Annotated in this window: 21 protein-coding genes; 17 read left to right on the plus strand and 4 right to left on the minus strand. The window is 62.1% G+C overall.

Annotation, left to right across the window (positions count from 1 at the left end; all coding sequences use genetic code 11):
- The first annotated feature begins 260 nt into the window (after positions 1–260).
- From ctlX to JFT66_RS20775, 7 genes are all read left to right on the plus strand, one after another.
- Complete coding sequence (gene ctlX, locus JFT66_RS20745; protein ID WP_198859998.1) at positions 261–1,187, plus strand: citrulline utilization hydrolase CtlX; 927 nt, start codon at positions 261–263, stop codon at positions 1,185–1,187.
- Between the two features lie 11 nt (positions 1,188–1,198).
- Positions 1,199–2,245 (plus strand): ornithine cyclodeaminase, encoded by a 1,047-nt coding sequence (locus tag JFT66_RS20750; RefSeq protein WP_198859999.1) that lies wholly within the window; start codon positions 1,199–1,201, stop codon positions 2,243–2,245.
- A gap of 256 nt (positions 2,246–2,501) precedes the next feature.
- Positions 2,502–3,281, plus strand: coding sequence for an ABC transporter substrate-binding protein (locus JFT66_RS20755; RefSeq protein ID WP_034120420.1), 780 nt, complete (start codon positions 2,502–2,504; stop codon positions 3,279–3,281).
- A gap of 136 nt (positions 3,282–3,417) precedes the next feature.
- Positions 3,418–4,119: an ABC transporter permease gene (locus tag JFT66_RS20760; RefSeq protein WP_034120421.1), complete on the plus strand. Its 702-nt coding sequence runs from the start codon at positions 3,418–3,420 to the stop codon at positions 4,117–4,119.
- Positions 4,116–4,829 (plus strand): ABC transporter permease, encoded by a 714-nt coding sequence (locus JFT66_RS20765; RefSeq protein WP_046068753.1) that lies wholly within the window; start codon positions 4,116–4,118, stop codon positions 4,827–4,829. The genes JFT66_RS20760 and JFT66_RS20765 overlap by 4 nt, the downstream gene beginning before the upstream one ends.
- Before the next feature lie 3 nt (positions 4,830–4,832).
- Positions 4,833–5,663: an ABC transporter ATP-binding protein gene (locus tag JFT66_RS20770; protein WP_233097158.1), complete on the plus strand. Its 831-nt coding sequence runs from the start codon at positions 4,833–4,835 to the stop codon at positions 5,661–5,663.
- A gap of 4 nt (positions 5,664–5,667) precedes the next feature.
- Positions 5,668–6,165 carry an Lrp/AsnC family transcriptional regulator gene (locus JFT66_RS20775; RefSeq protein ID WP_043048767.1) on the plus strand — a complete coding sequence of 166 codons (498 nt, stop codon included), beginning with the start codon at positions 5,668–5,670 and terminating at the stop codon, positions 6,163–6,165.
- Between the two features lie 122 nt (positions 6,166–6,287).
- Here the strand turns inward: JFT66_RS20775 and JFT66_RS20780 are convergent, their stop codons facing one another.
- The 4 genes from JFT66_RS20780 to JFT66_RS20795 all read right to left on the minus strand — a co-directional run bounded on the left by JFT66_RS20780 (position 6,288) and on the right by JFT66_RS20795 (position 10,354).
- Positions 6,288–7,121: a TIGR03915 family putative DNA repair protein gene (locus tag JFT66_RS20780; RefSeq protein ID WP_198860000.1), complete on the minus strand. Its 834-nt coding sequence runs from the start codon at positions 7,119–7,121 to the stop codon at positions 6,288–6,290.
- A complete protein-coding gene (locus tag JFT66_RS20785; protein ID WP_034120425.1) occupies positions 7,118–8,338 on the minus strand; it encodes a putative DNA modification/repair radical SAM protein in 1,221 nt (406 codons plus the stop codon). Before JFT66_RS20785 ends, JFT66_RS20780 begins: the two co-directional genes overlap by 4 nt.
- A gap of 76 nt (positions 8,339–8,414) precedes the next feature.
- Positions 8,415–9,752: a lysine N(6)-hydroxylase/L-ornithine N(5)-oxygenase family protein gene (locus JFT66_RS20790; protein ID WP_198860001.1), complete on the minus strand. Its 1,338-nt coding sequence runs from the start codon at positions 9,750–9,752 to the stop codon at positions 8,415–8,417.
- Between the two features lie 119 nt (positions 9,753–9,871).
- Entirely contained in the window at positions 9,872–10,354 is a 483-nt protein-coding gene (locus JFT66_RS20795) for a sigma-70 family RNA polymerase sigma factor (protein ID WP_034120427.1), read from the minus strand.
- Between the two features lie 255 nt (positions 10,355–10,609).
- Here JFT66_RS20795 and JFT66_RS20800 point away from each other — a divergent pair, with 255 nt between their 5' ends.
- The 10 genes from JFT66_RS20800 to JFT66_RS20845 all read left to right on the plus strand — a co-directional run bounded on the left by JFT66_RS20800 (position 10,610) and on the right by JFT66_RS20845 (position 21,720).
- Positions 10,610–11,785, plus strand: coding sequence for an efflux RND transporter periplasmic adaptor subunit (locus tag JFT66_RS20800; protein WP_034120428.1), 1,176 nt, complete (start codon positions 10,610–10,612; stop codon positions 11,783–11,785).
- A 1-nt stretch (position 11,786) separates the two neighbouring features.
- Positions 11,787–13,760, plus strand: coding sequence for a MacB family efflux pump subunit (locus JFT66_RS20805; protein ID WP_198860002.1), 1,974 nt, complete (start codon positions 11,787–11,789; stop codon positions 13,758–13,760).
- On the plus strand, positions 13,753–15,165 hold the full coding sequence (locus tag JFT66_RS20810; RefSeq protein ID WP_198860003.1) for an efflux transporter outer membrane subunit: 1,413 nt from the start codon (positions 13,753–13,755) through the stop codon (positions 15,163–15,165). The genes JFT66_RS20805 and JFT66_RS20810 overlap by 8 nt, the downstream gene beginning before the upstream one ends.
- Positions 15,166–15,272: 107 nt before the next feature.
- Positions 15,273–16,028: an alpha/beta fold hydrolase gene (locus tag JFT66_RS20815; RefSeq protein WP_034120431.1), complete on the plus strand. Its 756-nt coding sequence runs from the start codon at positions 15,273–15,275 to the stop codon at positions 16,026–16,028.
- Positions 16,029–16,134: 106 nt separating this feature from the next.
- Positions 16,135–16,902, plus strand: coding sequence for a FadR/GntR family transcriptional regulator (locus JFT66_RS20820; protein WP_198860004.1), 768 nt, complete (start codon positions 16,135–16,137; stop codon positions 16,900–16,902).
- Positions 16,903–17,146: 244 nt separating this feature from the next.
- Positions 17,147–18,349, plus strand: coding sequence for an ABC transporter substrate-binding protein (locus tag JFT66_RS20825; RefSeq protein WP_153839223.1), 1,203 nt, complete (start codon positions 17,147–17,149; stop codon positions 18,347–18,349).
- A gap of 57 nt (positions 18,350–18,406) precedes the next feature.
- Positions 18,407–19,267 (plus strand): branched-chain amino acid ABC transporter permease, encoded by an 861-nt coding sequence (locus JFT66_RS20830; RefSeq protein ID WP_015884776.1) that lies wholly within the window; start codon positions 18,407–18,409, stop codon positions 19,265–19,267.
- Between the two features lies 1 nt (position 19,268).
- On the plus strand, positions 19,269–20,279 hold the full coding sequence (locus tag JFT66_RS20835; protein ID WP_034120435.1) for a branched-chain amino acid ABC transporter permease: 1,011 nt from the start codon (positions 19,269–19,271) through the stop codon (positions 20,277–20,279).
- On the plus strand, positions 20,276–21,025 hold the full coding sequence (locus tag JFT66_RS20840) for an ABC transporter ATP-binding protein (protein ID WP_198860005.1): 750 nt from the start codon (positions 20,276–20,278) through the stop codon (positions 21,023–21,025). The genes JFT66_RS20835 and JFT66_RS20840 overlap by 4 nt, the downstream gene beginning before the upstream one ends.
- Positions 21,025–21,720 (plus strand): ABC transporter ATP-binding protein, encoded by a 696-nt coding sequence (locus JFT66_RS20845; protein ID WP_153870838.1) that lies wholly within the window; start codon positions 21,025–21,027, stop codon positions 21,718–21,720. The genes JFT66_RS20840 and JFT66_RS20845 overlap by 1 nt, the downstream gene beginning before the upstream one ends.
- Positions 21,721–21,732: the final 12 nt, after the last annotated feature.

The raw sequence follows: 21,732 nt of genomic DNA on the forward strand, positions 1-21,732 counted from the left end.
ATAACAGCCACAACAATACCAATGTGGGAGCGGGCTTGCTCGCGAATGCGGAGTGTCAGTCACTAGATTCAGTGCAGACAGACCGCATTCGCGAGCAAGCCCGCTCCCACATTTGTCCACATTTCAATCTGGCAGCCGATTCGGCTGCGCCACTCCCGTTTTCAGCTTTCTTGGCTGAGCCACCCCGCTGTTTCAGCCGGGATCCTTTCCCCACAACGCACACAATAGCGGCACAAGATCCCCAACGGACCCGTGCCCCCATGCAAACCACCAACACCGTCCTGATGATTCGCCCGGCGCGCTTTGCCTTCAACCCGGACACCGCGATCAACAACCGCTTCCAACGCCCGCCGCTGGACCCGCTCAGTGCACAGCACAAAGCGCTGGAGGAGTTCGACGGTTATGTCGACACCCTGCGCAATCACGGCGTGGAAGTACTGGTGGTGCAAGACACCCCGGCGCCCCACACCCCGGACTCGATCTTCCCCAATAACTGGTGGAGCAGCCACGCCGACGGTAGCCTGGTGCTCTACCCCATGGAAGGCCAGAACCGCCGATTGGAGCGCAACAAGGGCGTGCTGCAAGTCCTGGAGCAACGCTTTGCGATCAAAGACACCATCGACCTGAGCCACCTTGAGCAACAGAATATCTTCCTCGAAGGCACCGGCAGCATGGTGCTCGACCGCCAGCACCGCATCAGCTACGCCTGCCACTCCGGGCGCACCCACCACGCGGCGCTGCGCCAGTTCGCCGAACGCCTGGACTACCAGCTCTGCGTGTTCCATGCCCTCGACCGCCACCACGCGCCGATCTACCACAGCAACGTAATGATGAGCGTCGGCCGCGACCTCGCGGTGGTGTGCCTGCAGGCCCTGCCCGACGACAGCGAGCGCCTGACCCTGGAACGCTCCCTGCGCGACACCGGTAAAGACATCCTCAGCCTCACCTTCGATCAGTTGGAAGCCTTTGCCGGCAACATGCTTGAAGTCCACGACCGTGACGGCCAGCCGCTGCTGGTCATGTCCGCCAGCGCCTGGGGCGCCCTGCAACCAGCCCAACGCCAGCACGTGGAGCGCCACACGCGGCCGGTGGTGGTGAATATCGACAACATCGAACGCATCGGCGGCGGCAGTGCCCGCTGCATGCTGGCCGAAGTCCACCTGCCGGTCCGTCCCTCATTTCAATAAGGAGTCTTGCCATGACCCGTTATATCGACGTCAACGACCTCAGCTACCTGGTCTCGCAGAAAGGCCTGCAAACCTGCATCACCGAGATGGCCGACTACATCCGTGCCGACTACCTGCGCTGGCAGGACTTTGAGAAATGCGCGCGCCTGGCCAACCATTCACCCGATGGCGTGATTGAGTTGATGCCGGTGTCCGATGCCTCGCTGTACGCCTTCAAATATGTCAACGGCCACCCAAAAAACACCCTGGCCGGCATGCTCACCGTGATGGCCTTCGGCGCCTTGGGCGATGTGGATACCGGCAAGCCGGTGCTGCTGGCGGAAATGACCCTGACCACCGCGATCCGCACCGCCGCCACTTCGGCCCTGGTTGCCCGTTACCTGGCCCGCGCCAGCAGCCGCAGCATGGCGTTGATCGGCAACGGCTGCCAGAGCGAATTCCAGGCCTTGGCCTTCCACGCCATGCTCGGTATCACTGAAATCCGCCTGTTCGATATCGACCCCAAGGCCACCGCCAAGCTCGCCGCCAACCTCAAGGCGTTCCCGGCGATCAAGGTGATCCTGGCTGGCAGCGTGGCCGAGGCGGTCAAAGGCGCGGATATCGTCACCACCGTCACCGCCGACAAAGCCTACGCCACCATCCTGACTGACGAGATGATCGAGCCGGGCATGCACCTCAACGCCGTAGGTGGCGACTGCCCAGGCAAGACCGAACTGGACCGCCGCATCGTCGAGCGCGCCCGTGTAATCGTCGAGTACGAACCGCAAAGCCGTATTGAAGGCGAAATCCAGCACATGCCCGAAGACTCACCAGTGACCGAGCTGTGGCAAGTGATCAACGGCCAGAAACCCGGCCGCGAGAATGAGCGCCAGATCACCCTGTTCGACTCGGTGGGCTTTGCCATCGAAGACTACTCGGCCCTGCGCTATGTGCTCGACGTGGCCAAAGCGCTGGATGTGGGCAGCGAGTTGGAACTGGTGCCCGACCTGGCCGACCCGAAAGACCTGTTTGCACGCCTGGCCCAGCAACCGATGGCACAGCAGAAAAAGCGCGCCTGAGAACGCTCTGGCCTGCCGCTTTGCGCCCAGGGCGGGCCAGTTCTGCAGAGGTAAAAAGCCGATTCAGCGGGTGCTACAGCCGATTCCGCTGCATTGCAGGTTTTAACAGCGCAATTTGCGCTTTGTGCAGGGGTTAAACGACACAAAAAACGCACCACCATGAAGCATTCTGAGCCCGACCAAAGAGTCAGCAAATGAATGCAAGCTGCGCCCTTTTACTGCCCTGACATCAATTACAAAATATAGGGACCTACACATGACTGCACTGCGATCACTCTTCGCTGCGTTGCTGTTGCCACTGTGCGCCAGCGTCGCTCATGCCCAGGATTGGAAAGAAATCCGCTTTGGCGTGTTCCCCGAGTACCCACCCTTTGAATCCGTAGCCGCCGACGGCAGCCTGCAAGGCTTCGACATCGAGTTGGGCAACGCCATCTGCGCCAAGCTGGAAGTCAAATGCACGTGGGTGCACAACGAATTCGACGGCATGATCCCGGCCCTGCGTGCGCGCAAGTTCGACGCGATCATGTCCTCCATGGCCGTGACCCCGGCCCGGGAAAAAGTCATCGACTTCACCGACCGGCTATTCCTCAGCCCGACTTCGGTGATCACCCGCAAAGGCGCAGACTTCGGCGACACGCCCGAATCGCTCAAAGGCAAGCAGGTCGGCGTACTGCAAGGCTCGCTGCAGGAAGCCTATGCGCGGGCGCACCTGGCCAAGCTCGGCGCGCAGATCAAGGCGTATCAGTCCCAGGAGCAGAACTACGCCGACCTGCAAAACGGTCGCCTCGACGCCACCCTGACCGACAAGCTCGAAGCCCAGCTCAACTTCCTGTCCAAGCCCGAAGGCGCCGACTTCAAGACCGGCCCGGCCTTCAAGGACCCGACCCTGCCCCTGGATATCGCCATGGGCCTGCGCAAGAACGACCAGGCGCTGCGTGAGCTGATCAACAAAGGCATCGCTGCCGTCCAGGCCGATGGCACTTACGCGCAGATCCAGAAGAAATACTTCGGCGATCAAGACATCTACAACGAATAAGCCAACACAATCCCTTGTGGGAGGGGGCTTGCTCCGATAGCGGTGGGTCAGTCAATACATGTGTCGACTGGCACGCCCTCATCGGGAGCAAGCCCCCTCCCACAGGGGTATGTCTGCGCCCTTTAGAGGTCCCCCCATGAACGAACTCCTCAACCTGCAAGGCTACGGCCCGATGCTGGCCCAGGGTGCCTGGATGACGCTAAAGCTGGCGTTGCTCGCGCTGGCCCTGAGCCTCACCCTGGGCCTGGTCGCCGCCGGCGCCAAACTCTCCAGCGCCAAATGGCTACGCGTGCCGGCCACGCTGTACACCACGCTGATCCGCAGCGTGCCGGACCTGGTGCTGATCCTGCTGATCTTCTACAGCCTGCAACTGTGGCTCAACGACCTGACCGACGTGTTCGGCTGGGACTACGTTGAAATCGACCCGTTTACCGCCGGAGTGGTCACCCTGGGGTTTATCTACGGCGCGTATTTCACCGAGAACTTCCGTGGCGCGATCCTCAGTGTGCCGGTGGGCCAACTGGAAGCCGCCACCGCCTACGGCCTGAGCCGCTGGCAGCGCTTTCACCTGGTGCTGTTCCCGCAACTGATGCGCTTTGCCCTGCCGGGCCTGGGCAATAACTGGCTGGTGCTACTCAAGTCCACGGCGCTGGTATCGATCATCGGCCTGTCAGACCTGGTCAAGGCCGCGCAGAACGCCGGCAAGTCCACCAGTGAGCCCCTGTACTTCCTGATCCTCGCGGGCCTGGTTTACCTGGTGATCACCACCCTCTCCAACCGCATCTTCAAGCGCCTCGAACGGCGCTACAACCTGGGCATCAAGGGGATGGCGCGATGATCGAACTGTTCCAGCAATATGGCCTCGCCTATCTGTTCAGCGACGGCACGGGGTTATCCGGCGTAGCCATGACCTTGTGGCTGTTCATTATCTCGGTGGTGCTCGGCTTTTGCCTGTCGATCCCCCTGGCGCTGGCGCGCGTTTCGCAGCACTTCTGGCTGCGCTGGCCGGTGGAGGTCTACACCTACCTGTTCCGTGGCACGCCGCTGTATATCCAACTGCTGATTTGCTACACCGGCCTGTACAGCCTGGAGGTGGTGCAGGACAACGCCTTGCTTAACCAGTTTTTCCGCAATGCGCTGAACTGCACCCTGTTGGCGTTTGTGCTCAACACCTGCGCCTACACCGTGGAAATCTTCGCCGGGGCGATCCGTAATATTCCCCATGGCGAAATCGAAGCGGCTCGCGCCTATGGCCTGCACGGCTGGCGCCTGAACCTCTATGTGGTGGTGCCCGCCGCGTTGCGCCGCGCCCTGCCGGCCTACAGCAATGAAATGATCCTGATGCTGCACGCCACGTCGCTGGCGTTTACCGCCACCGTCGCCGACATCCTCAAGGTCGCCCGCGATGCGAATGCCGAAACGTTCCTGACCTTCCAGGCCTTTGGCATCGCCGCCCTGCTCTACATGCTGCTGTCCTTTGCACTGGTGGGCCTGTTTCGGCTGGCCGAACGTCGCTGGATGCGCTTTCTTGTTCCTACCCGAGGCTAACCCATGAATCAGTCCGCGCAGGCCCTGGCCGCTTATCCGGTGGATGTACCCGAGGTCAAAACTGCAACTGCTGCGATCAAGCTGCAAGTCGAAGGCATCCATAAACGCTACGGCGATCACGAAGTGCTCAAGGGCGTGTCCCTCAACGCACGCCATGGCGATGTGATCAGCCTGATCGGCGCCAGCGGCTCGGGCAAAAGCACGATGCTGCGCTGCATCAACTTTCTCGAACAGCCCGACGCCGGGGTGATCACCCTGGACGGCATCAGCATCGAAATGCAACAAGGCCGCGCCGGCACCCGCGCCCCGCACCAGGCCCAACTGCAAAACCTGCGCACGCGCCTGGCCATGGTGTTTCAGCACTTCAACCTGTGGAGCCACATGACCGTGCTGGAAAACATCACCATGGCCCCGCGCCGGGTGCTGGACGTGAGCGCCGCCGAAGCGGAAAAACGCGCACGCCTGTACCTGGACAAAGTTGGCCTGCCAAGCCGCGTGGCGGACCAATACCCGGCATTCCTGTCCGGTGGCCAGCAGCAGCGCGTGGCGATTGCGCGGGCGTTGGCGATGGAACCGGAGATTATTCTGTTCGATGAACCCACCTCTGCCCTCGACCCGGAACTTGTAGGAGAAGTCCTCAAAGTCATACAGACGTTGGCCGAGGAAGGTCGTACCATGCTGATGGTCACCCACGAAATGGGCTTTGCCCGCCAGGTGTCCAGCCAAGTACTGTTCTTGCATCAGGGCCAGGTCGAGGAACACGGCGGCGCCGAGATCCTCGACCACCCCAACAGCGAACGCTTGCAGCAATTTCTTTCCAATCGTTTGAAGTGAACTCATGGATACCAAGGCCAACGGACCCCATTCTTCCCCTGCGCTGGATCGCATCGACGAGGCGATCATTGACGTGCTGCGGCACCAGGGGCGTATCACCTACGAAAGGCTCTCGTCGCTGGTTCACCTTACCCCCAGGCCTTGCCTGGAGCGGGTGCGCAAGTTGGAGCGACGCGGGGTGATTCGTGGATACGGGGCGATCATCGATGTACAGATGGTCTCACCAGGGCTGTCGCTGCTGGTACTGGTGGCCTTGTCCAACCAAAGCGGGCGCTCGGCGCAAAAGGCCTTCGAAGCCTGCGTCAAAGCCTGCCCCCAGGTGTTCGAATGCCAGTTGATCAGCGGGCCGTTCGACTACAGCCTGCGCATGCGCTGCCGGGACATGGAGCATTACCGGGTGCTGACCGAGACCTGGTTGAACAATGATGAGTTGCACATTGATAAGTTGGTGGCGCATCCGGAGTTGGCGGTGGTGAAGAACACCGCGACCGAACTGGCCTGAGCCCCACTGGCCAATCCAATGAAGATCGAATGTGAGAGGGGGCTTGCTCCCGATAGCAGTGTGTCAGTCAGCTCATCTGTCACTGACCCACCGCTATCGGGAGCAAGCCCCCTCCCACATTTTTAACCATGCCCGCTTAAGATTTTCTTACCTTGCCGCGCCCCAATCATCTTCGCCTGCCCATCCTTCTGCTTGCCCGTGCGCGCCTCGCTGATCAAGCCCGGGATCAACTTGCCCTCCGGCAGATTCTTCCAGAACCGGCTGGGCAAGTGCCCCTCCATCACCTTGGGGTTCAACCGCGCCGGGTTGAAGATGTGGCTGTAATAGGTCAACCACATCGCGCTGTGGGGATCTTCGACCGTCTGCGCCAGTTGCTGCCAGGCCTCGGGGCACTGGCGTTGATGAATCAACTGCTCGCCGTCGTAATACACCCCGTCCAACGGCGTGGCGATCATCCAGCGATGACGGCCCATGCGCCCGACAAAATGCTGGCTGGCGCTTTTGAGAATATCGTGGGCCGGCTCATGCCAGGCCACGTACTCCGGCAGTTGCGGCCCCGCCTCGGCCGGCAGGGCAATAAAGCGCACAAAAGCATGCAGGTGATGGGCTTCGCGGCTGACCTGTTTGATGCGCCGTTGCAACTCGCTGCCGAGCTTGTCCCCCGCCAGCATCGCGGTGCGATCACCATGGCTGACCCGCCACAGCACCTCGTACAACAGGCTCCAGCGCTGATCACCCTGGTAACAGGCGGCCGACGCCAATAGCTCCAGCAACGCCTTGGGAATCCGCGCTTGAAACGGACCCAGCCCAGGCGGGATCGGCTCATCGGTGGCAAACAGGTCCGCCGCCTGCACTTCACCCCAGCTTACCTGGCTGGGATCAACCTGATGGCTGAGCAGCCAGCGTGCCTGTTCGCGCCAGGTGCTGAACAGGTTGTCGCATTCCAGGCTGATCATCCCCACAGCCCCATCTGTTGCGGCTGCGGGCGGTCGCGCAGTTGTTCACGCAGCAGCACGCTGGTGCTGTCGGCCTGTTGCGGGTGGTAGTCACTGGTGATGAAAAACGGCTTGGCCTTGGCCAGCACGCAGCGCATGCGTGCGAGGTCTTCGAAGCGAATCTTGCGTTCGCGGCGCAGGTCCACCAGGCGCTGGGTGGTGCGCAGGCCGATGCCGGGGATCCGCGCAATCAGGGTCGGCTCGGCGCGGTTCAGGTCCAGGGGGAATACTTCGCGATGCTCCAGGGCCCAGGCCAGCTTGGGGTCGATATCCAAGGCCAGGTGACCGGGGCCTGCAAACAGTTCATTGGCACTGAAGCCGTAGCTGCGCAACAGAAAATCGGCCTGGTACAAACGGTGTTCACGCATCAACGGCGGCGCAGCCAGGGGCACGCTTTTCGGGCTGTTGGGAATGGGGCTGAACGCCGAGTAATACACACGGCGCAGCTTGAAGTTGCCATACAACGCCTCGGCACCGTGGAGGATGGTGCTGTCATCGGTGTCGTCGGCGCCGACGATCATTTGCGTGCTCTGCCCGGCCGGGGCGAAACGCGGGGCGCGGGGTTCATTGAGCACCGTCTGTTCGCCGGTGTAGATGGTCTGCATGGCCTGCTTGATCGAGCCGATCTGCTTCTCCGGCGCCAGGGTTTGCAGGCTGGCGTCGGTGGGCAGTTCGATATTCACGCTCAGGCGATCAGCATAGCGCCCGGCCTCGGCGATCAAGGCCGGGTCGGCTTCAGGAATGGTCTTGAGGTGGATATAGCCGCGGAAGTCATGCTCTTCGCGCAGCAGTTTGGCCACCCGCACCAGTTGCTCCATGGTGTAGTCGGCCGAACGGATGATGCCCGAGCTGAGGAACAGCCCGCTGACGCAGTTGCGCTTGTAGAAATCCAGGGTCAGGGTTACCACCTCTTCCGGGCTGAAGCGCGCACGCGGCACGTCGCTGGAACGGCGGTTGACGCAGTATTGGCAGTCGTAGAGGCAGAAGTTGGTGAGCAATACCTTGAGCAGCGACACGCAGCGGCCGTCGGGTGTGTAGCTGTGGCAGATGCCCATGCCATCGGTGGAACCCAGCCCCGCCTTGCCCTCGGAGCTGCGCTTGGGCGCGCCACTGCTGGCGCAGGATGCGTCGTACTTGGCGGCGTCAGCGAGGATGCTGAGTTTTTCGATCAACTGCATGGCGGGCTACCGATACTGGTTTTTTGTACAGTACCAATAGCCACACTTTGTCACAAGTGCCGTCTGTAGGAACAGGTCAGCTGGCAGTGGCCAACAGCAGGTCCTGCACCGAGCGCGCCTTGTCACGGTTTCGATCGTTCTCATACAACGACGCCGCTATCTCATCGGCCCGAATCGGCAGCACCGACAGCAAGGTATCGCTCAAGCCATGACTGGCCTGGCTGAAGCCCTGGATGTAGATGCCGGCTTTGCAACGCTCATCGGTAACAATGCGGTAGTCGCGGGCCACTTCGAAGTCGCCCATATAGGCTTGCAGCGGCGCCAACAGTTCGCGGTGCATCTGGCGCTCGTAACCGGTGGCCAGGATCACGGCGTCGTAATGGTTGATGCTGGTTTCGCCCGTGGCGCTGTTGCGCAAGGCCAGTTCGATGCCCAGCGGGCCGGGGGTAGCCTTTTCCACTACGGTCATGGTGCGAAACGCCTGGCGGGCGATGCCTGAGACCTTCTGGCGGTAGAAAATCCCGTAGATACGCTCGATCAGGTCCAGGTCCACCACCGAATAGTTGGTGTTCTGGTACTCGGCGACCAGACGCTCGCGCTCGGCACCGACTTGCTGGAACACCAGGTCAGTGAAGGCCGGCGAGAACACTTCGTTGACGAATGGGCTGTCATCGGCCGGCTTGAGCGCCGAGCCGCGCAGGATCATGTCGACCTGCACCGACGGGAAGCTGTCATTGAGGTCGATGAACGCTTCGGCCGCGCTCTGGCCGCCGCCGATCACCGCAATGCGCATGGCCTTGCCGTCCACACAAGGCTGGCTGGCCATGCGCTCCAGATAGTGGGAATGGTGGAACACCCGGCTGTCACCCTTGAGCGCCTTGAATGCTTCGGGGATGCGCGGCGTACCACCGGCGCTGACCACCACCGAGCGGGTGGTGCGCACATGCTGTTCGCCCTGGGCATCGCGGGAAATCACGCGTAAGGCCTCGACCTGCTGCTGGTGCAGGATCGGCTCGATGGCCAGCACTTCTTCACCGTAGTTGGCCTGGGCCTGGAACTGCCCCGCGACCCAGCGCAAGTAGTCGTTGTACTCCATGCGGCACGGGTAGAAGGTGCCGAGGTTGATGAAGTCCACCAGGCGGTCGTGGGCCTTGAGGTAGTTGACGAAGGAGTACGGGCTGGTGGGGTTGCGCAGGGTCACCAGGTCCTTGAGGAAGGAAATCTGCAGCTCGCTCTGGGTCACCAGGGTATTGCCGTGCCAGCGGTAGTCGGCTTGTTTGTCGAGAAACAGCACGTCCAGCTTGCCCTGGGCCTTTTCGCGCTCCTGCAGGGCGATGGCCAGCGCCAGGTTCGAGGGGCCGAAACCGATCCCGATCAGGTCATGAACCGCGGGCGAAGCAATTGCCTGTGTCATTCCAGTGTCCTCTGGATAAGCCCCTTGGCGGTGGGGCGGAAATACCTTCATGGCCTGAACAACAGGCCGTGTGTTGATAGGAAACGAGGACAGTGAAATAAAATTTAACCAATCGGCGCTCAGTGCGCCTCCCACTCGCGCATGCGTACCCGGCAATGCTTCATCGCGTTGACGATGTGTTTTTCCACCAGGCTGCGGGAAATGCTCAGGCGTTCGGCGATTTGCACGTGGGACAGGCCTTCGAGTTTGCGCAGCAGGAAGCTGTCGCGACACGCCGCCGGCAACTCGTCCAGGGCGCGCTCGAGCATCTCCAGGCGCTGGCCCTGATCGTGGCTGGTGTGGGGCGAACAGGGGGCAAAGCGTTCTTCGCTGTCCAGCACGTCGAGGGGCTCGGCTTGCCGCACGGCATTGCGCCGATGGCCGTCGATCACCAGGTTCAAGGCGGTGCGGTACAAGAAAGCACGGGGCTGTTCGATCGGGGTCTCGCTGGAGCGCTCCAGCACCCGCACATAAGCGTCATGCACCACATCTTCGGCCACCTGACGGTTGCCCAGCTTGGCGTTCAGGAAACACACCAGCTCGCGATAGTAGTTTTCCAACATGACTCCTGGCCCCATGGCCTTGGTGCTAACGATGCCAGCCCGTGTAGGAGCGAGCCCATCGATGATGGCAGTTTGAGTGTGTGCAATTTATAGTAATTCTCATCTACTTTTAAAGAAGTCTTGCACCAACACTGCGTTTTTTTCGTCGTGCGAGCTGTTACGGCGTGTGTAACAGCCTAAATCCCCGGGCAAGTTTCTCGTATAACTGTCAACTCCCCGCTCCTGCGGTCAACACCTCCCGGCTGGAACCAAGACATGAAACGCCCTCGACCTGCCCGACGCGCCCTGCTTGTGGTGGCGTGCCTGCTCCCCATCCTCGCGGTGGCTGCCTGGCAAGTGCTGCCGTCGGGCCGCGACAGCCTGCCCACGGTCGCCGTAACCCGCGGCAACATTGAAAACAGCGTTACCTCACTGGGCACCCTGCAACCGCGCCGGTACGTCGACGTGGGTGCCCAGGCGTCCGGACAGATTCGCAAGATCCATGTGGAGGCCGGTGATCAAGTCAAGGAAGGCGAGCTGCTGGTGGAAATCGATCCCGCCACGCAACAGGCCAAGCTCGACGCCAGCCGCTACTCCATTGAAAACCTCAAGGCGCAGTTGCAGGAACAGAAAGCCCAGCACGAACTCGCACGCCAGAAATACCAGCGCCAGCAACGCTTGGCTGCAGGCAACGCCACCCGTGAAGAAGATGTGCAAACCGCCAAAGCCGAACTGAGCGCCACCCAAGCCCGCGTCGATATGTTCCAGGCGCAGATCCGCCAGGCCCAGGCCAGCCTGCGCAGTGACGAGGCCGAACTGGGCTATACGCGGATTTACGCGCCCATGAGCGGCACCGTAGTGGCGGTAGATGCACGGGTCGGCCAGACCCTCAACGCCCAGCAGCAAACGCCGTTGATCCTGCGCATCGCCAAATTGTCGCCGATGACCGTATGGGCCGAAGTGTCCGAAGCCGATATCAGCCACGTCAAACCGGGCATGAGCGCCTATTTCACTACCCTCGCCGGCGGCAACCGGCGCTGGACCAGCACCGTACGCCAGATCCTGCCGATCCCGCCCAAGCCGCTGAATGAAGCCAGCCAGGGCAGTGGCAGCCCCACCAGCACGAGCAAAACCGGGAGTGGCCGCGTAGTGCTGTACACCGTACTGCTGGATGTGGACAACACTGACAATGCACTGATGGCCGAAATGACCACCCAGGTGTTTTTCGTCGCCAGCCAGGTCAAGGACGCTCTCACCATCCCGGTCGCAGCGCTGCTCGGCAGCCAAGGCACCGACAAGCAGATCGCCCGGGTCGTGACCAAAAACGGCGCCATCCAGGAGCGCGAAGTACATTTGGGTATCAGTGACCGCCTGCGCGTTGAAGTGCTGGATGGCCTGGACGAAGGCGATCACCTGTTGATCGGCCCAGCCAGCGGCAGCAGCGGGGGTTGATGTGACCACGCCACTGATCGAACTCAAGAACATCCGCAAATCCTACGGTGGCGGCGACAGCCCGCAGGTCGACGTATTGCGCGGGATCGATCTGTCGATCCATGCAGGAGAATTCGTTGCCATCGTCGGCGCCTCGGGCTCCGGAAAATCCACCCTGATGAACATCCTCGGCTGCCTCGACCGCCCCACCGTGGGCGACTACCTGTTCGCCGGGGAAAACGTCGCCCACCTGGACAGCGACGCACTGGCCTGGCTGCGCCGCGAAGCCTTTGGTTTCGTGTTCCAGGGCTACCACCTGATCCCGTCCGGCTCGGCCCAGGAAAACGTCGAGATGCCAGCGATCTATTCCGGCATCAGCGCTGCCGAACGCCATTCCCGCGCCAAGGCTCTGCTGACCCGCCTGGGCCTGGCCGACCGCACCAGCAACCGCCCTCACCAGCTCTCCGGTGGCCAGCAACAGCGCGTCTCGATTGCCCGTGCGTTGATGAACGGCGGGCATATCATCCTTGCCGACGAACCCACCGGCGCCCTCGACAGCCACAGCGGCGCCGAAGTGATGGTGCTGCTGGATGAATTGGCCAGCCAGGGCCACGTGGTTATCCTGATTACCCACGACCGCGAAGTCGCGGCGCACGCCAACCGCATCATCGAGATCAGCGACGGCCTGATCATCAGCGATTCGGCGTTGAGTCACACCCACGTGCCCGTCACGGCCAACAGCGACGCATTGCAAGCCGTAGATCTGCGCCAGCGCCTGGCCGACGGCGCCGAACACAATGGTGCCTGGAAAGCCGAGCTGCTGGACGCGGTACAGGCGGCCTGGCGGGTGATGTGGATCAACCGCTTTCGCACCGCATTGACGCTGCTGGGGATCATCATCGGCGTGGCGTCGGTGGTGGTGATGCTGGCGGTGGGCGAAGGCAGCAAGCGCCAGGTCATGGCGCAGATGGCGGCCTTCGGCTCCAACATCATCTACCTGAGCGGCTTTTCGCCTAACCCGCGCACGCCGCCCGGTATCGTGACCCTCAATGATGTGGCGGCATTGGCTACATTGCCCCAGGTCAAGCGCATCATGCCGGTGAACGGCACCTACGCCGGTGTGCGCTTCGGCAACGTCGACTACATGGCCTATGTGGGCGGTAACGACACCAACTTCCCCGACATCTTCAACTGGCCTGTAGCCGAAGGTAGCTACTTTACCGAAGCCGACGAGCGCGCCGGAGCCACGGTGGCGGTGATCGGTCATCGCGTGCGCGAAAAGCTGTTCAAAGGCCAGTTGGACCCCATCGGCCAATACATCCTGATCGAAAACGTGCCCTTCCAGGTGATTGGCGTGCTGGCGGAAAAAGGCTCCAGCTCCGGCATGCAAGACAGCGACGACCGTGTCGCCATTCCCTACACCGCCGCCAGCGTGCGCCTGTTCGGCACCTATAACCCCGAATACGTCGTCATTGCCGCGGCCGATGCGCGCAAGGTGCAAGAGGCCGAGCAAGCCATCAGCCAGCTTATGCAAAAGCTGCACGGCGGCAAACGCGACTTCCACCTGACCAACGACGCAGCGATGATCCAGGCCGAGGCGCGCACGCAAAATACCCTGTCGCTGATGCTCGGCTCGATCGCCGCGATTTCTCTGCTGGTGGGCGGTATCGGCGTGATGAACATCATGTTGATGACCGTGCGCGAACGCACCCGTGAAATCGGCATTCGCATGGCCACCGGGGCGCGCCAGCGCGACATCCTGCGCCAATTCCTCACTGAGGCGGTGATGCTCTCGGTGGTCGGCGGCCTGTTCGGTATCGCCCTGGCGATGCTGGTGGGCGGCGTGCTGGTGCTGGCCGAAGTGGCGGTGCAGTTCTCCCTCGTGGCGGTGCTCGGTGCGTTTGGTTGTGCGCTGGTTACCGGTGTTGTATTCGGCTTCATGCCGGCCCGTAAAGCTGCCCGGCTCGATCCGGTTAAGGCGTTGACCAGTGAATAAACGATCCATCGCACCACAACTGTCAGTGCTGAGCCTGTGCCTGCTGCTCAGTGCCTGTGCCGGCAAGCCTCCCGCCCTCGACAGCGGCATCGCCCCGCCCGCCGCCTGGCAATACGCCGAGCGTGCGACCACCCAGGCCACCAACCAGCGCTGGTGGACGCAGTTTGGCAGCCCGGCGCTGAACCGCCTGATCGACCAGGCCCGGCGCGACAGTTTCGACGTCGCCGCCGCCATGGCCCGCGTGCGCCAGGCCCAGGCCACGGCGGTGATTGCCGGGGCGCCGCTATTGCCGGAGGTTAAATTCAACCTCACTACCCGCCACCAGAAGTTACTGCGCGGCAACGGCGGGCCTGACCTGGATACGTCGCAAAGCAAAGACGCCGTAAACAATTTCGGCGCCAACTTCAGCGCCAGCTATGAAGTGGATTTCTGGGGTGGCCGCGCCGCCGCACGCGACAGCGCACTCTACAGCCTGCGCGCCAGTGAGTCGGACCAGGCCACCGTCGAGCTGACCCTGCTCAGCAACGTCGCCGACCGCTACGCGCAAACCCTCGCGGCGCAGCAACGCCAGCAGATCGACACACTCAACCTGGCCAATGCGCGCAACGTCCTCGACCTGGTGCAGACCCGCTACGACGCAGGCTCTGCCACCGCCCTGGAACTGGCCCAACAGAAAAGCCTGGTAGCCAGCCAGCAACGGCAACTGCCGCTGATTCAACAGGTGGCTGAAGAGTCGCGGATCACCCTCGCCGCCCTTCTCGGCCAGCCGGTGCAGGCCCTCGACCTGAGCAGCGAGCCCTTCCAGACGCTCACCTGGCCAACTATCGGCCCGGGCGTGCCCAGCCAATTGCTGAGCCGTCGTCCCGACCTGGCCAAGGCCGAAGCCGAGCTGGCCGCGGCGCAGGCCGATGTCACCGTGGCCCGCGCCGCGATGTTGCCGGCGGTAACCCTTGGCGCCACGCTCGGCTCCGACGCCGACAAGGCCGCGCAACTCCTGCGCAGCCCCTACTACACCCTGACCGCCGGCCTGATCGCACCGATCTTCAACAATGGCCGTTTAAGCGCCGAGCGCGACAAGGCCCGGGCGCGCCAGGATGAGCTGCTGCAAACCTACCGTGGGGCGATCATCAACGGCTTTGCCGATGTGGAAAAAGCCCTCAGCAGCATCACCCGCCTGGACCAGCAACGCCAATGGCAAACCGAAGAGCTGCAACAGGCGCAGACAGCCTTCCAGATTGCGCAAAGCCGCTACGAAGCCGGCGCTGAAGATCTGCTCACGGTATTGGAAACCCAGCGCACCCTGTACGCCGCCCAAGACTTGAACGTGCAATTGCGCCTAGCGCGCCTGCAAGCCAGCATCGCCCTGTACAAGGCATTAGGGGGGGGCTGGAACACCGAGGACTGATAAACAAAATTGGTATTTCGTACACGAACTGTTTCCTAGCCTTACATTTTCCAACCCAAGATCCTTGGTAAAAAAGCCGCTATCACACGGCTGCCCGGGATCTCTTGATGAAACCCAGCGTTTTTGTAAAAAGCCTGGCCTGCATCGGCTGCTGGCTGATAGCAAAGCTGGCAATAGCCGAACCCTTGATCGCCCCCACTGCGATCGACTGGCTGCTGGACTGCCCCCTCACTGCGACTGCGCACCTGGACCCCGAAGTAGTTGGACGTACCCAATGCGGCCTGGTCAGCGTGCCCCGCGACCATGCTGCCCCCGAGCGCGGCCGTATACGCCTGACCGTGACCCGCGTCGGCGCGCGGCAACCGCTCAACCGTGAAGGGGTGGTGTTCATCCAGGCCGGCGAGCCACCACAGGCCAAGGGCGCGCCTTTCGTCCTTCACCTGGCCAGCCGCTGGGAGTCGCTTGCCACGCGGGCCTATCGCACGCTGATCGACCGCTATGACATCATCGAACTGAGTGCCCGCGACCTGAAACAAAAGAGCGCGGTCGAACAGGCTGCGCAGGACATGGAGTTCGTACGCGGGCAACTCGGCGAGGCGCGCCTCAACTATCTGGGCAACGCCGCCGCCACCCGCCTCGGCAGCCGCTATGGCACGTTGTTTCCTGAACGGGTCGCACGCATGGTGCTGATTAACGCCGGGCCTGGCGAACCCATCGCCATGGGTTTCGAGCAACTACTGCTCAAGGAATCAGCGCGCTCGGGCGCCGACGGCTGTGTCAGCCGCTGGCTGGGGGATTTTCTCGCCTATGGCAAATACCCACCGGCGTCCGCGCGCTGTCTCGACCTCGGCGCCTGGGAGTAATCAGCACATTTACGACCTCTGGCCACCGAAAACGACACCCTGCATTGACGCTCCTGCCCAATCGTTATTAAGTGCTATTTATCCGCATTAATACGATAAATAAACCATGCTGACTCGCCCGTTACGCCGCAAACGCCAGAAGCTTTCCGATGTAATTGTCGAGTCGGTCAAGCGCTCCATCGTCACCGACGCCTTGAAGCCCGGCGACCGCCTGCCCACCGAACGCGAACTGATGGAAAGCTTCCAGTGCTCCAAGGGTTCGGCACGTGAAGCGCTCAAGGCACTGGAAGTCGAGGGCTTGGTAAGCACGCGCACCGGCCCCAGTGGCGGGGCCTATCTGAACCAGGCCGGTACCGAACCGGCCAGCCGCGCCTTGCGCAACTACCTGCACTTCCAGCACCTGGATGGCGAGCAGGTGTACCAGCTGCGCAAGGTCATTGAAGTGGAACTGGCCGTGTCGGTACTCGGGCGCTTGAGCGAAGACGATTATCACGCCTTGCAAGCCAACGTGGATTTGTGCAGCGCCCCCGAAGACAGCGAAGCCGGCCAGCGCGAACAGCGCCTGGCGGAACTGGAGTTCCATAACCTGCTGGCCAGGGCCTGCCCCAACCCATTGCTGAGCTTTATGGCGCAGTTTCTCAATGACCTGCTGCGCGATCTGGTGGTGCTGAAAAAAGCCTACAAGCCCAAACGCAAACAGTTCGACGCGGCCAACCTCGACTATCACAAGCAACTGCTGATCGCGTTTCGCGCCGGGGATGAAAGTGCCGTGCGTGGTTTGATGCATGAGCATATGTGCGATGCCGAACACCACATGACTGCGCTGGAAGGCCAGGTCAGCCCGCATTTCCTTTTGGAGTTCGATCATCGATAAGAACACCGAAAAACCAATGTGGGAGCGGCGGTGCGACGATTCGACTTGCTCGCGAATGCGGTGTATCAGTCACTGCATGCGTGGCTGACCTACCGCATTCGCGAGCAAGCCCGCTCCCACATTTCGACCCAGTTGCGACCGTTAGACCGTTTCACTCAATTCAATAACAGGCCTGCCCACAGGCCCTTGCTCCACCGTATCGCCCTTGCCGCTCCTGCCAATAACTAAACCAGGGAGTCACCCCATGCAGCGTCGTACGTTATTGAAAGCCAGCCTCACCGCGGCCGCCGCCCTCAGCTTGCCGCTGAGCGTGCGTTCGGCATTCGCCGCCGAGCCCTTTACCTTTTACGGCCTCAAGTCCATGTCTGGCGCCTTTGCCAGCTATGGCAAATTTGCCGACATGGGTTCGCGCCTGGCGGTAGACCAGCACCCCGAATTGCTCGGGCGCCCGCTGAACTACAAGGTCATCGATACCGAAGGCAATGCCGGCAAGGCGGTGCGCAAGGTGCAGGAAGCCATTGCGCAGGACGGCGCACGGTTCTTCCAGGGTTGCACCTTGTCTTCGTCGGCACTGGCGGTGGCCAAGGAAGTCGACAAGGTTGGCGGCGTGTTCATGACCCCGGTGGGCGCCGATGAAGTCACAGGCAAAGACTGCAACAAGGCGACCTTCCGCTGGTCAGTGCCCACCTACGGCGCGATCCGCGAAACCATGGTGCCGCTGATCAAGCTGCTGCCGGACGCCAAGCGCTGGTACACCATCACGCCGCAATACGTGTTTGGCGAAGCCTTGCTCGAAGGTGCCAAGAACGTGCTCAAGGAGCACGGCCTGGAACACGTCGGCAACAGCTACCACTCGCTGCAGGAACAGGAATTCTCCGGCTACCTGACCAACGCCATTTCCACCAAGCCCGATGTGCTGGTGCTGCTCAACTTTGGCAGCCAGTCGTCCAACACCCTGCGCCAGGCCGTGAATTTCGGCATCAAGGAGCGCATGAAGGTGCTGCTGGTGTGGTCAGCCGGCCTCGATCAGTTCCAGGAACTGGGCAGCGATGTACTCGAAGGCGTATACCTCGGCGCGCAGTACTGGCACCAGGTCGACACCCCGCTCAACCGTGAACTGGTCAAGCTGACCCAGGCCAAATACGGCATCAACCCCACCTACCCGCTGGCCGCCGACTACATCAGCACCAAGGTCATGCTCGAGACCATCATCGCCACCGGCAGTTTCGACGGCGCGACCGTGGCCAAGGCCATGCAAGGCTTGAGCTACGAAGGCCCGACCGGCAAGGAGTCGATCCGTGCCGGCGACCATCAGGTGATCAAGGATTACTACCTGCTGGTCGGCAAGGCCAGCGGCGACATGGCCGACAAGGACGACCTGGCTAAAGTGCTCAGCGCCGGCCAGTCGTTCCCGCCAGTGGAAGCCACAGGCTGCTCGCTCGGCTGACCCCTTAAATTGTGTCGCGCAGGTCCGCGCAAGCGGCGTCCTGCGGAGGGTTCCTGCATGCTTAATCTTTACCTGTTCCAGATCCTCAACGGCCTTGGGTTGGGGATGATCTACTTCCTGATTGCGGTGGGGCTGACGATCATTTTCGGCCTGCTCAACTTCGTCAACTTCGCCCACGGCGCGTTCTTCCTGCTGGGTGCCTACATCTGCTACACCGCCGTGAGCCTCACCGGCAACTTCTGGCTGGCGCTGCTGATCGCGCCGCTGGTGGTGGCCGCGCTGGCCTGGGTGATCGAGCGCTTGCTGATCCAGCGCATTTACCACTTGCCGCATATGTTCCAGATCCTGGTTACCCTGGGGATCGCGCTGATCATCCAGGAAGCCAGCGTGATGATCTGGGGCCCGGTGGGCAAAAGCGTCGCGGTACCCGAACTGCTGCGCGGCGTGCTGGTGGTGGGTGATTTCGTCTACCCCTACTACCGCCTGTTCCTCATCGTGTTTTCCGGGCTGGTCGGCCTGGGCCTGTGGCTGCTGCTGGAACGCACGCGCTTCGGCGCCCTGGTGCGTGCCGGCAGTGAGAGCACGGAAACGGTGTCGCTGCTGGGCACCAATATTTTCCGCCTGTTCTCCATGACCTTCGCCCTCGGCGTGGCCCTGGCCGGTGTCGCCGGGGTGTTGTTCGCACCGTTGCGCGGCGCCCAGCCCTTCGTCGGCCCGGAGATTCTCGGGGTGGCGTTCGTGGTGGTGGTGATCGGCGGCATGGGCTCCTTCAGTGGTGCGCTGGTCGGCGGTTTGCTGGTGGGCGTGGTGCAAAGCCTGATGACCACACTCTGGCCCCAGGGTGCGAGCCTGATGATCTACGGTGCGATGGCCGTGGTGATTCTGGTCCGCCCCTACGGCCTGTTCGGGAGAGCCTGACATGAGCGAGAAAAATCCCCTGCCGTTTGCCAAGACGCAATCCAACGCCATGTTGCTGTGGGTACTGGCGGTACTGATCGGCCTGCCGTTGATATTGCCCTCGGCGACCCTGGCCACCGAGATCCTGATCTTTGCCATGGCCGCCCTGGCCTGCAACCTGCTGCTGGGCTACACCGGGCTGTTGTCGTTCGGCCAAGGCATCTTCTTTGGCGCCGGTGCCTACTGCGCGGCGTTGCTGATGATTCACCTGCAACTGGGCTTGTTCACTGCGCTGCTCGGCGCCGCGCTGGCCGGTGGGTTCCTGGCCTTGCTGGTCGGTGCCCTGGCGATTCGTCGCACCGGCATCTACTTCGTGATGCTGACCTTGGCGTTCAGCCAGATGGCCTACTTTGTCGCCTACACCTTGAGCGACTGGACCGGTGGCGACAACGGCCTGCTCAGCGTGCCGCGCCCGGAAATCCGTGTCGGCGACACCGTGCTGCTGTCACTGGCCGACGCCCGCGCCTTCTATGGCTTTGTCGCGGTGCTGTTCCTGCTGATCTTTATCGGCGCCCGCCGGGTAATCGCCTCGCCGTTCGGCAGCACGCTGATGGCGATCCGCGAAAACGAAACCCGCGCCTCGGCCATCGGCTATGACACGCGGCACTTCAAGATCCTGGTGTTCGTGCTGTCCGGCGCGGTTACCGGGATTGCCGGCGCGCTGTACGCCATGCTGCTGCACTTTGTACCGCTGTCGAATATCGACCTGGTGATGTCCGAGAACATCCTGATCATGACCATCGTCGGCGGTACCGGCTCGCTGTTCGGCTCATTGCTCGGTGCCGGCTCCATCGTGCTGCTGGGCGATTTCCTCTCCGACCTGTGGCCGCGCTGGCTGATGCTGCTGGGGGTGATCCTGATCCTGGTGGTGATCTTTATGCGCGGTGGTTTGTGGGGCGGCCTGGCGTCGCTGTTCGAGAAAGTGCGTGGCAGCCGCAAAACCGCCGTCGCTGCCAAGGAGGAAGGGCTATGAGCATCCTGCTGGAAACCCAGAACCTGGAACTGGCCTATGGCGCGTTCCATGCCGTCAATGGCGTCAACCTCAAGGTCGAGGCCGGCACCATCCACACCATTATCGGCCCCAATGGCGCCGGCAAGACCAGCCTGTTCCACTGCCTGACCGGCGAACGCCAGGCCACCGCCGGGGCGATTCATTTCGACGGCAAGAACCTGATGCGCAAACCCGCCCACGCCCGCGTTGGCCTGGGCATGGCGCGCTCGTTCCAGCTCACCAGCCTGTTCCAGAACCTCAGCGTGCGCGAAAACCTGCGCCTGGCTGCCCAAGGCCGTGACGGTGCGCGCGCCCTGAATTTCTGGCGCCGTGTGGACAGCAAACGTGAGCACTTGGAGATGGCCGACCAGGTACTGGAACGCCTGCAACTCAGCGCCCGCGCCGACACCCTGGCCGGCGAGTTGTCCCACGGCCAGCAGCGGGTGCTGGAGGTGGGCATGTCGATCTGCTCCAAGCCGAAACTGTTGATGCTCGACGAGCCCACCTCAGGCATGGGCATCGATGACATCCCGATCATGACCCAACTGATCAGCGACCTCGGCCGCGACCACACGGTGTTGCTGATCGAACACAACATGAGCATCGTCATGTCCATCAGCCAACGCATCACGGTGATGAGCCACGGGCAGATCCTGGTGGAAGGCACACCAGAGTTCGTGCGTGCCGATGAACGTGTGCGCAGTGCTTATCTTGGGGAGGCTGCCTGATGCTGATCGTCGAGAATATCCATTCCTACTACGACAAGAGCCACGTGCTCGAAGGCGTGTCGTTGACCGTTAACCCGGGCGAACTGGTGACGCTGCTCGGCCGCAACGGCGCCGGCAAGACCACCACCTTGCGCAGCATCCTCGGGATTATCTGCCCGCGCCAGGGCCAGATTCACTTCAACGGCCAGGCACTGGTGGGGCAGAAGATTTTTGAAATTGCGCGTCAGGGTTTGGCGCTGGTGCCGGAGAACCGTGGGATTTTCCGCCTGCTCAGCGTCGAGGAAAACCTGCGCATCGCCGTACGCAAAAGCAGCCGCTGGCAACTGCAAGACGTGTACGCGATGTTCCCGCGCCTCAAGGAACGGCGCAAAAACGCCGGCCACGCGCTGTCCGGCGGCGAACAGCAGATGCTCGCCATCGCCCGCGCCCTGCTTAACGACCCCAAGCTGCTGATCCTCGATGAGCCCACCGAGGGCCTGGCCCCGGTGATCGTCGACGAGCTGGTGAAGATACTGCGCAAGGTCAAGGACGAAGGCCTGCCGGTGCTGCTGGTGGAACAGAACCTGATGGTCTGCGACAAGCTTGCCGACCGCCATTACGTGCTCGAACAGGGGCGCGTGGTGTACGAAGGCAGCGCCGCTGACTTCCGTGCCGACCCGTCGATCAAGAACCGTTATCTGGCGTTGAGTGCCTGATTGGAGATCTCT

The sequence above is a fragment of the Pseudomonas sp. MF6755 genome, from assembly GCF_016405635.1.
In the GTDB taxonomy this organism is placed as follows: domain Bacteria; phylum Pseudomonadota; class Gammaproteobacteria; order Pseudomonadales; family Pseudomonadaceae; genus Aquipseudomonas; species Aquipseudomonas haemolytica.

Excerpts from the sequence above, each read along its gene's own strand:
- JFT66_RS20765 (WP_046068753.1), top strand. The coding sequence starts at position 4,116 with ATGATCGAACTGTTCCAGCAATATGGCCTCGCCTATCTGTTCAGCGAC.
- JFT66_RS20750 (WP_198859999.1), top strand. The coding sequence starts at position 1,199 with ATGACCCGTTATATCGACGTCAACGACCTCAGCTACCTGGTCTCGCAG.
- JFT66_RS20830 (WP_015884776.1), top strand. The coding sequence starts at position 18,407 with ATGCTTAATCTTTACCTGTTCCAGATCCTCAACGGCCTTGGGTTGGGG.
- JFT66_RS20775 (WP_043048767.1), top strand. The coding sequence starts at position 5,668 with ATGGATACCAAGGCCAACGGACCCCATTCTTCCCCTGCGCTGGATCGC.
- JFT66_RS20845 (WP_153870838.1), top strand. The coding sequence starts at position 21,025 with ATGCTGATCGTCGAGAATATCCATTCCTACTACGACAAGAGCCACGTG.
- ctlX (WP_198859998.1), top strand. The coding sequence starts at position 261 with ATGCAAACCACCAACACCGTCCTGATGATTCGCCCGGCGCGCTTTGCC.
- JFT66_RS20790 (WP_198860001.1), bottom strand. The coding sequence starts at position 9,752 with ATGACACAGGCAATTGCTTCGCCCGCGGTTCATGACCTGATCGGGATC.
- JFT66_RS20820 (WP_198860004.1), top strand. The coding sequence starts at position 16,135 with ATGCTGACTCGCCCGTTACGCCGCAAACGCCAGAAGCTTTCCGATGTA.
- JFT66_RS20815 (WP_034120431.1), top strand. The coding sequence starts at position 15,273 with ATGAAACCCAGCGTTTTTGTAAAAAGCCTGGCCTGCATCGGCTGCTGG.
- JFT66_RS20825 (WP_153839223.1), top strand. The coding sequence starts at position 17,147 with ATGCAGCGTCGTACGTTATTGAAAGCCAGCCTCACCGCGGCCGCCGCC.
- JFT66_RS20755 (WP_034120420.1), top strand. The coding sequence starts at position 2,502 with ATGACTGCACTGCGATCACTCTTCGCTGCGTTGCTGTTGCCACTGTGC.
- JFT66_RS20795 (WP_034120427.1), bottom strand. The coding sequence starts at position 10,354 with ATGTTGGAAAACTACTATCGCGAGCTGGTGTGTTTCCTGAACGCCAAG.
- JFT66_RS20840 (WP_198860005.1), top strand. The coding sequence starts at position 20,276 with ATGAGCATCCTGCTGGAAACCCAGAACCTGGAACTGGCCTATGGCGCG.
- JFT66_RS20760 (WP_034120421.1), top strand. The coding sequence starts at position 3,418 with ATGAACGAACTCCTCAACCTGCAAGGCTACGGCCCGATGCTGGCCCAG.
- JFT66_RS20770 (WP_233097158.1), top strand. The coding sequence starts at position 4,833 with ATGAATCAGTCCGCGCAGGCCCTGGCCGCTTATCCGGTGGATGTACCC.
- JFT66_RS20800 (WP_034120428.1), top strand. The coding sequence starts at position 10,610 with ATGAAACGCCCTCGACCTGCCCGACGCGCCCTGCTTGTGGTGGCGTGC.
- JFT66_RS20785 (WP_034120425.1), bottom strand. The coding sequence starts at position 8,338 with ATGCAGTTGATCGAAAAACTCAGCATCCTCGCTGACGCCGCCAAGTAC.
- JFT66_RS20835 (WP_034120435.1), top strand. The coding sequence starts at position 19,269 with ATGAGCGAGAAAAATCCCCTGCCGTTTGCCAAGACGCAATCCAACGCC.
- JFT66_RS20780 (WP_198860000.1), bottom strand. The coding sequence starts at position 7,121 with ATGATCAGCCTGGAATGCGACAACCTGTTCAGCACCTGGCGCGAACAG.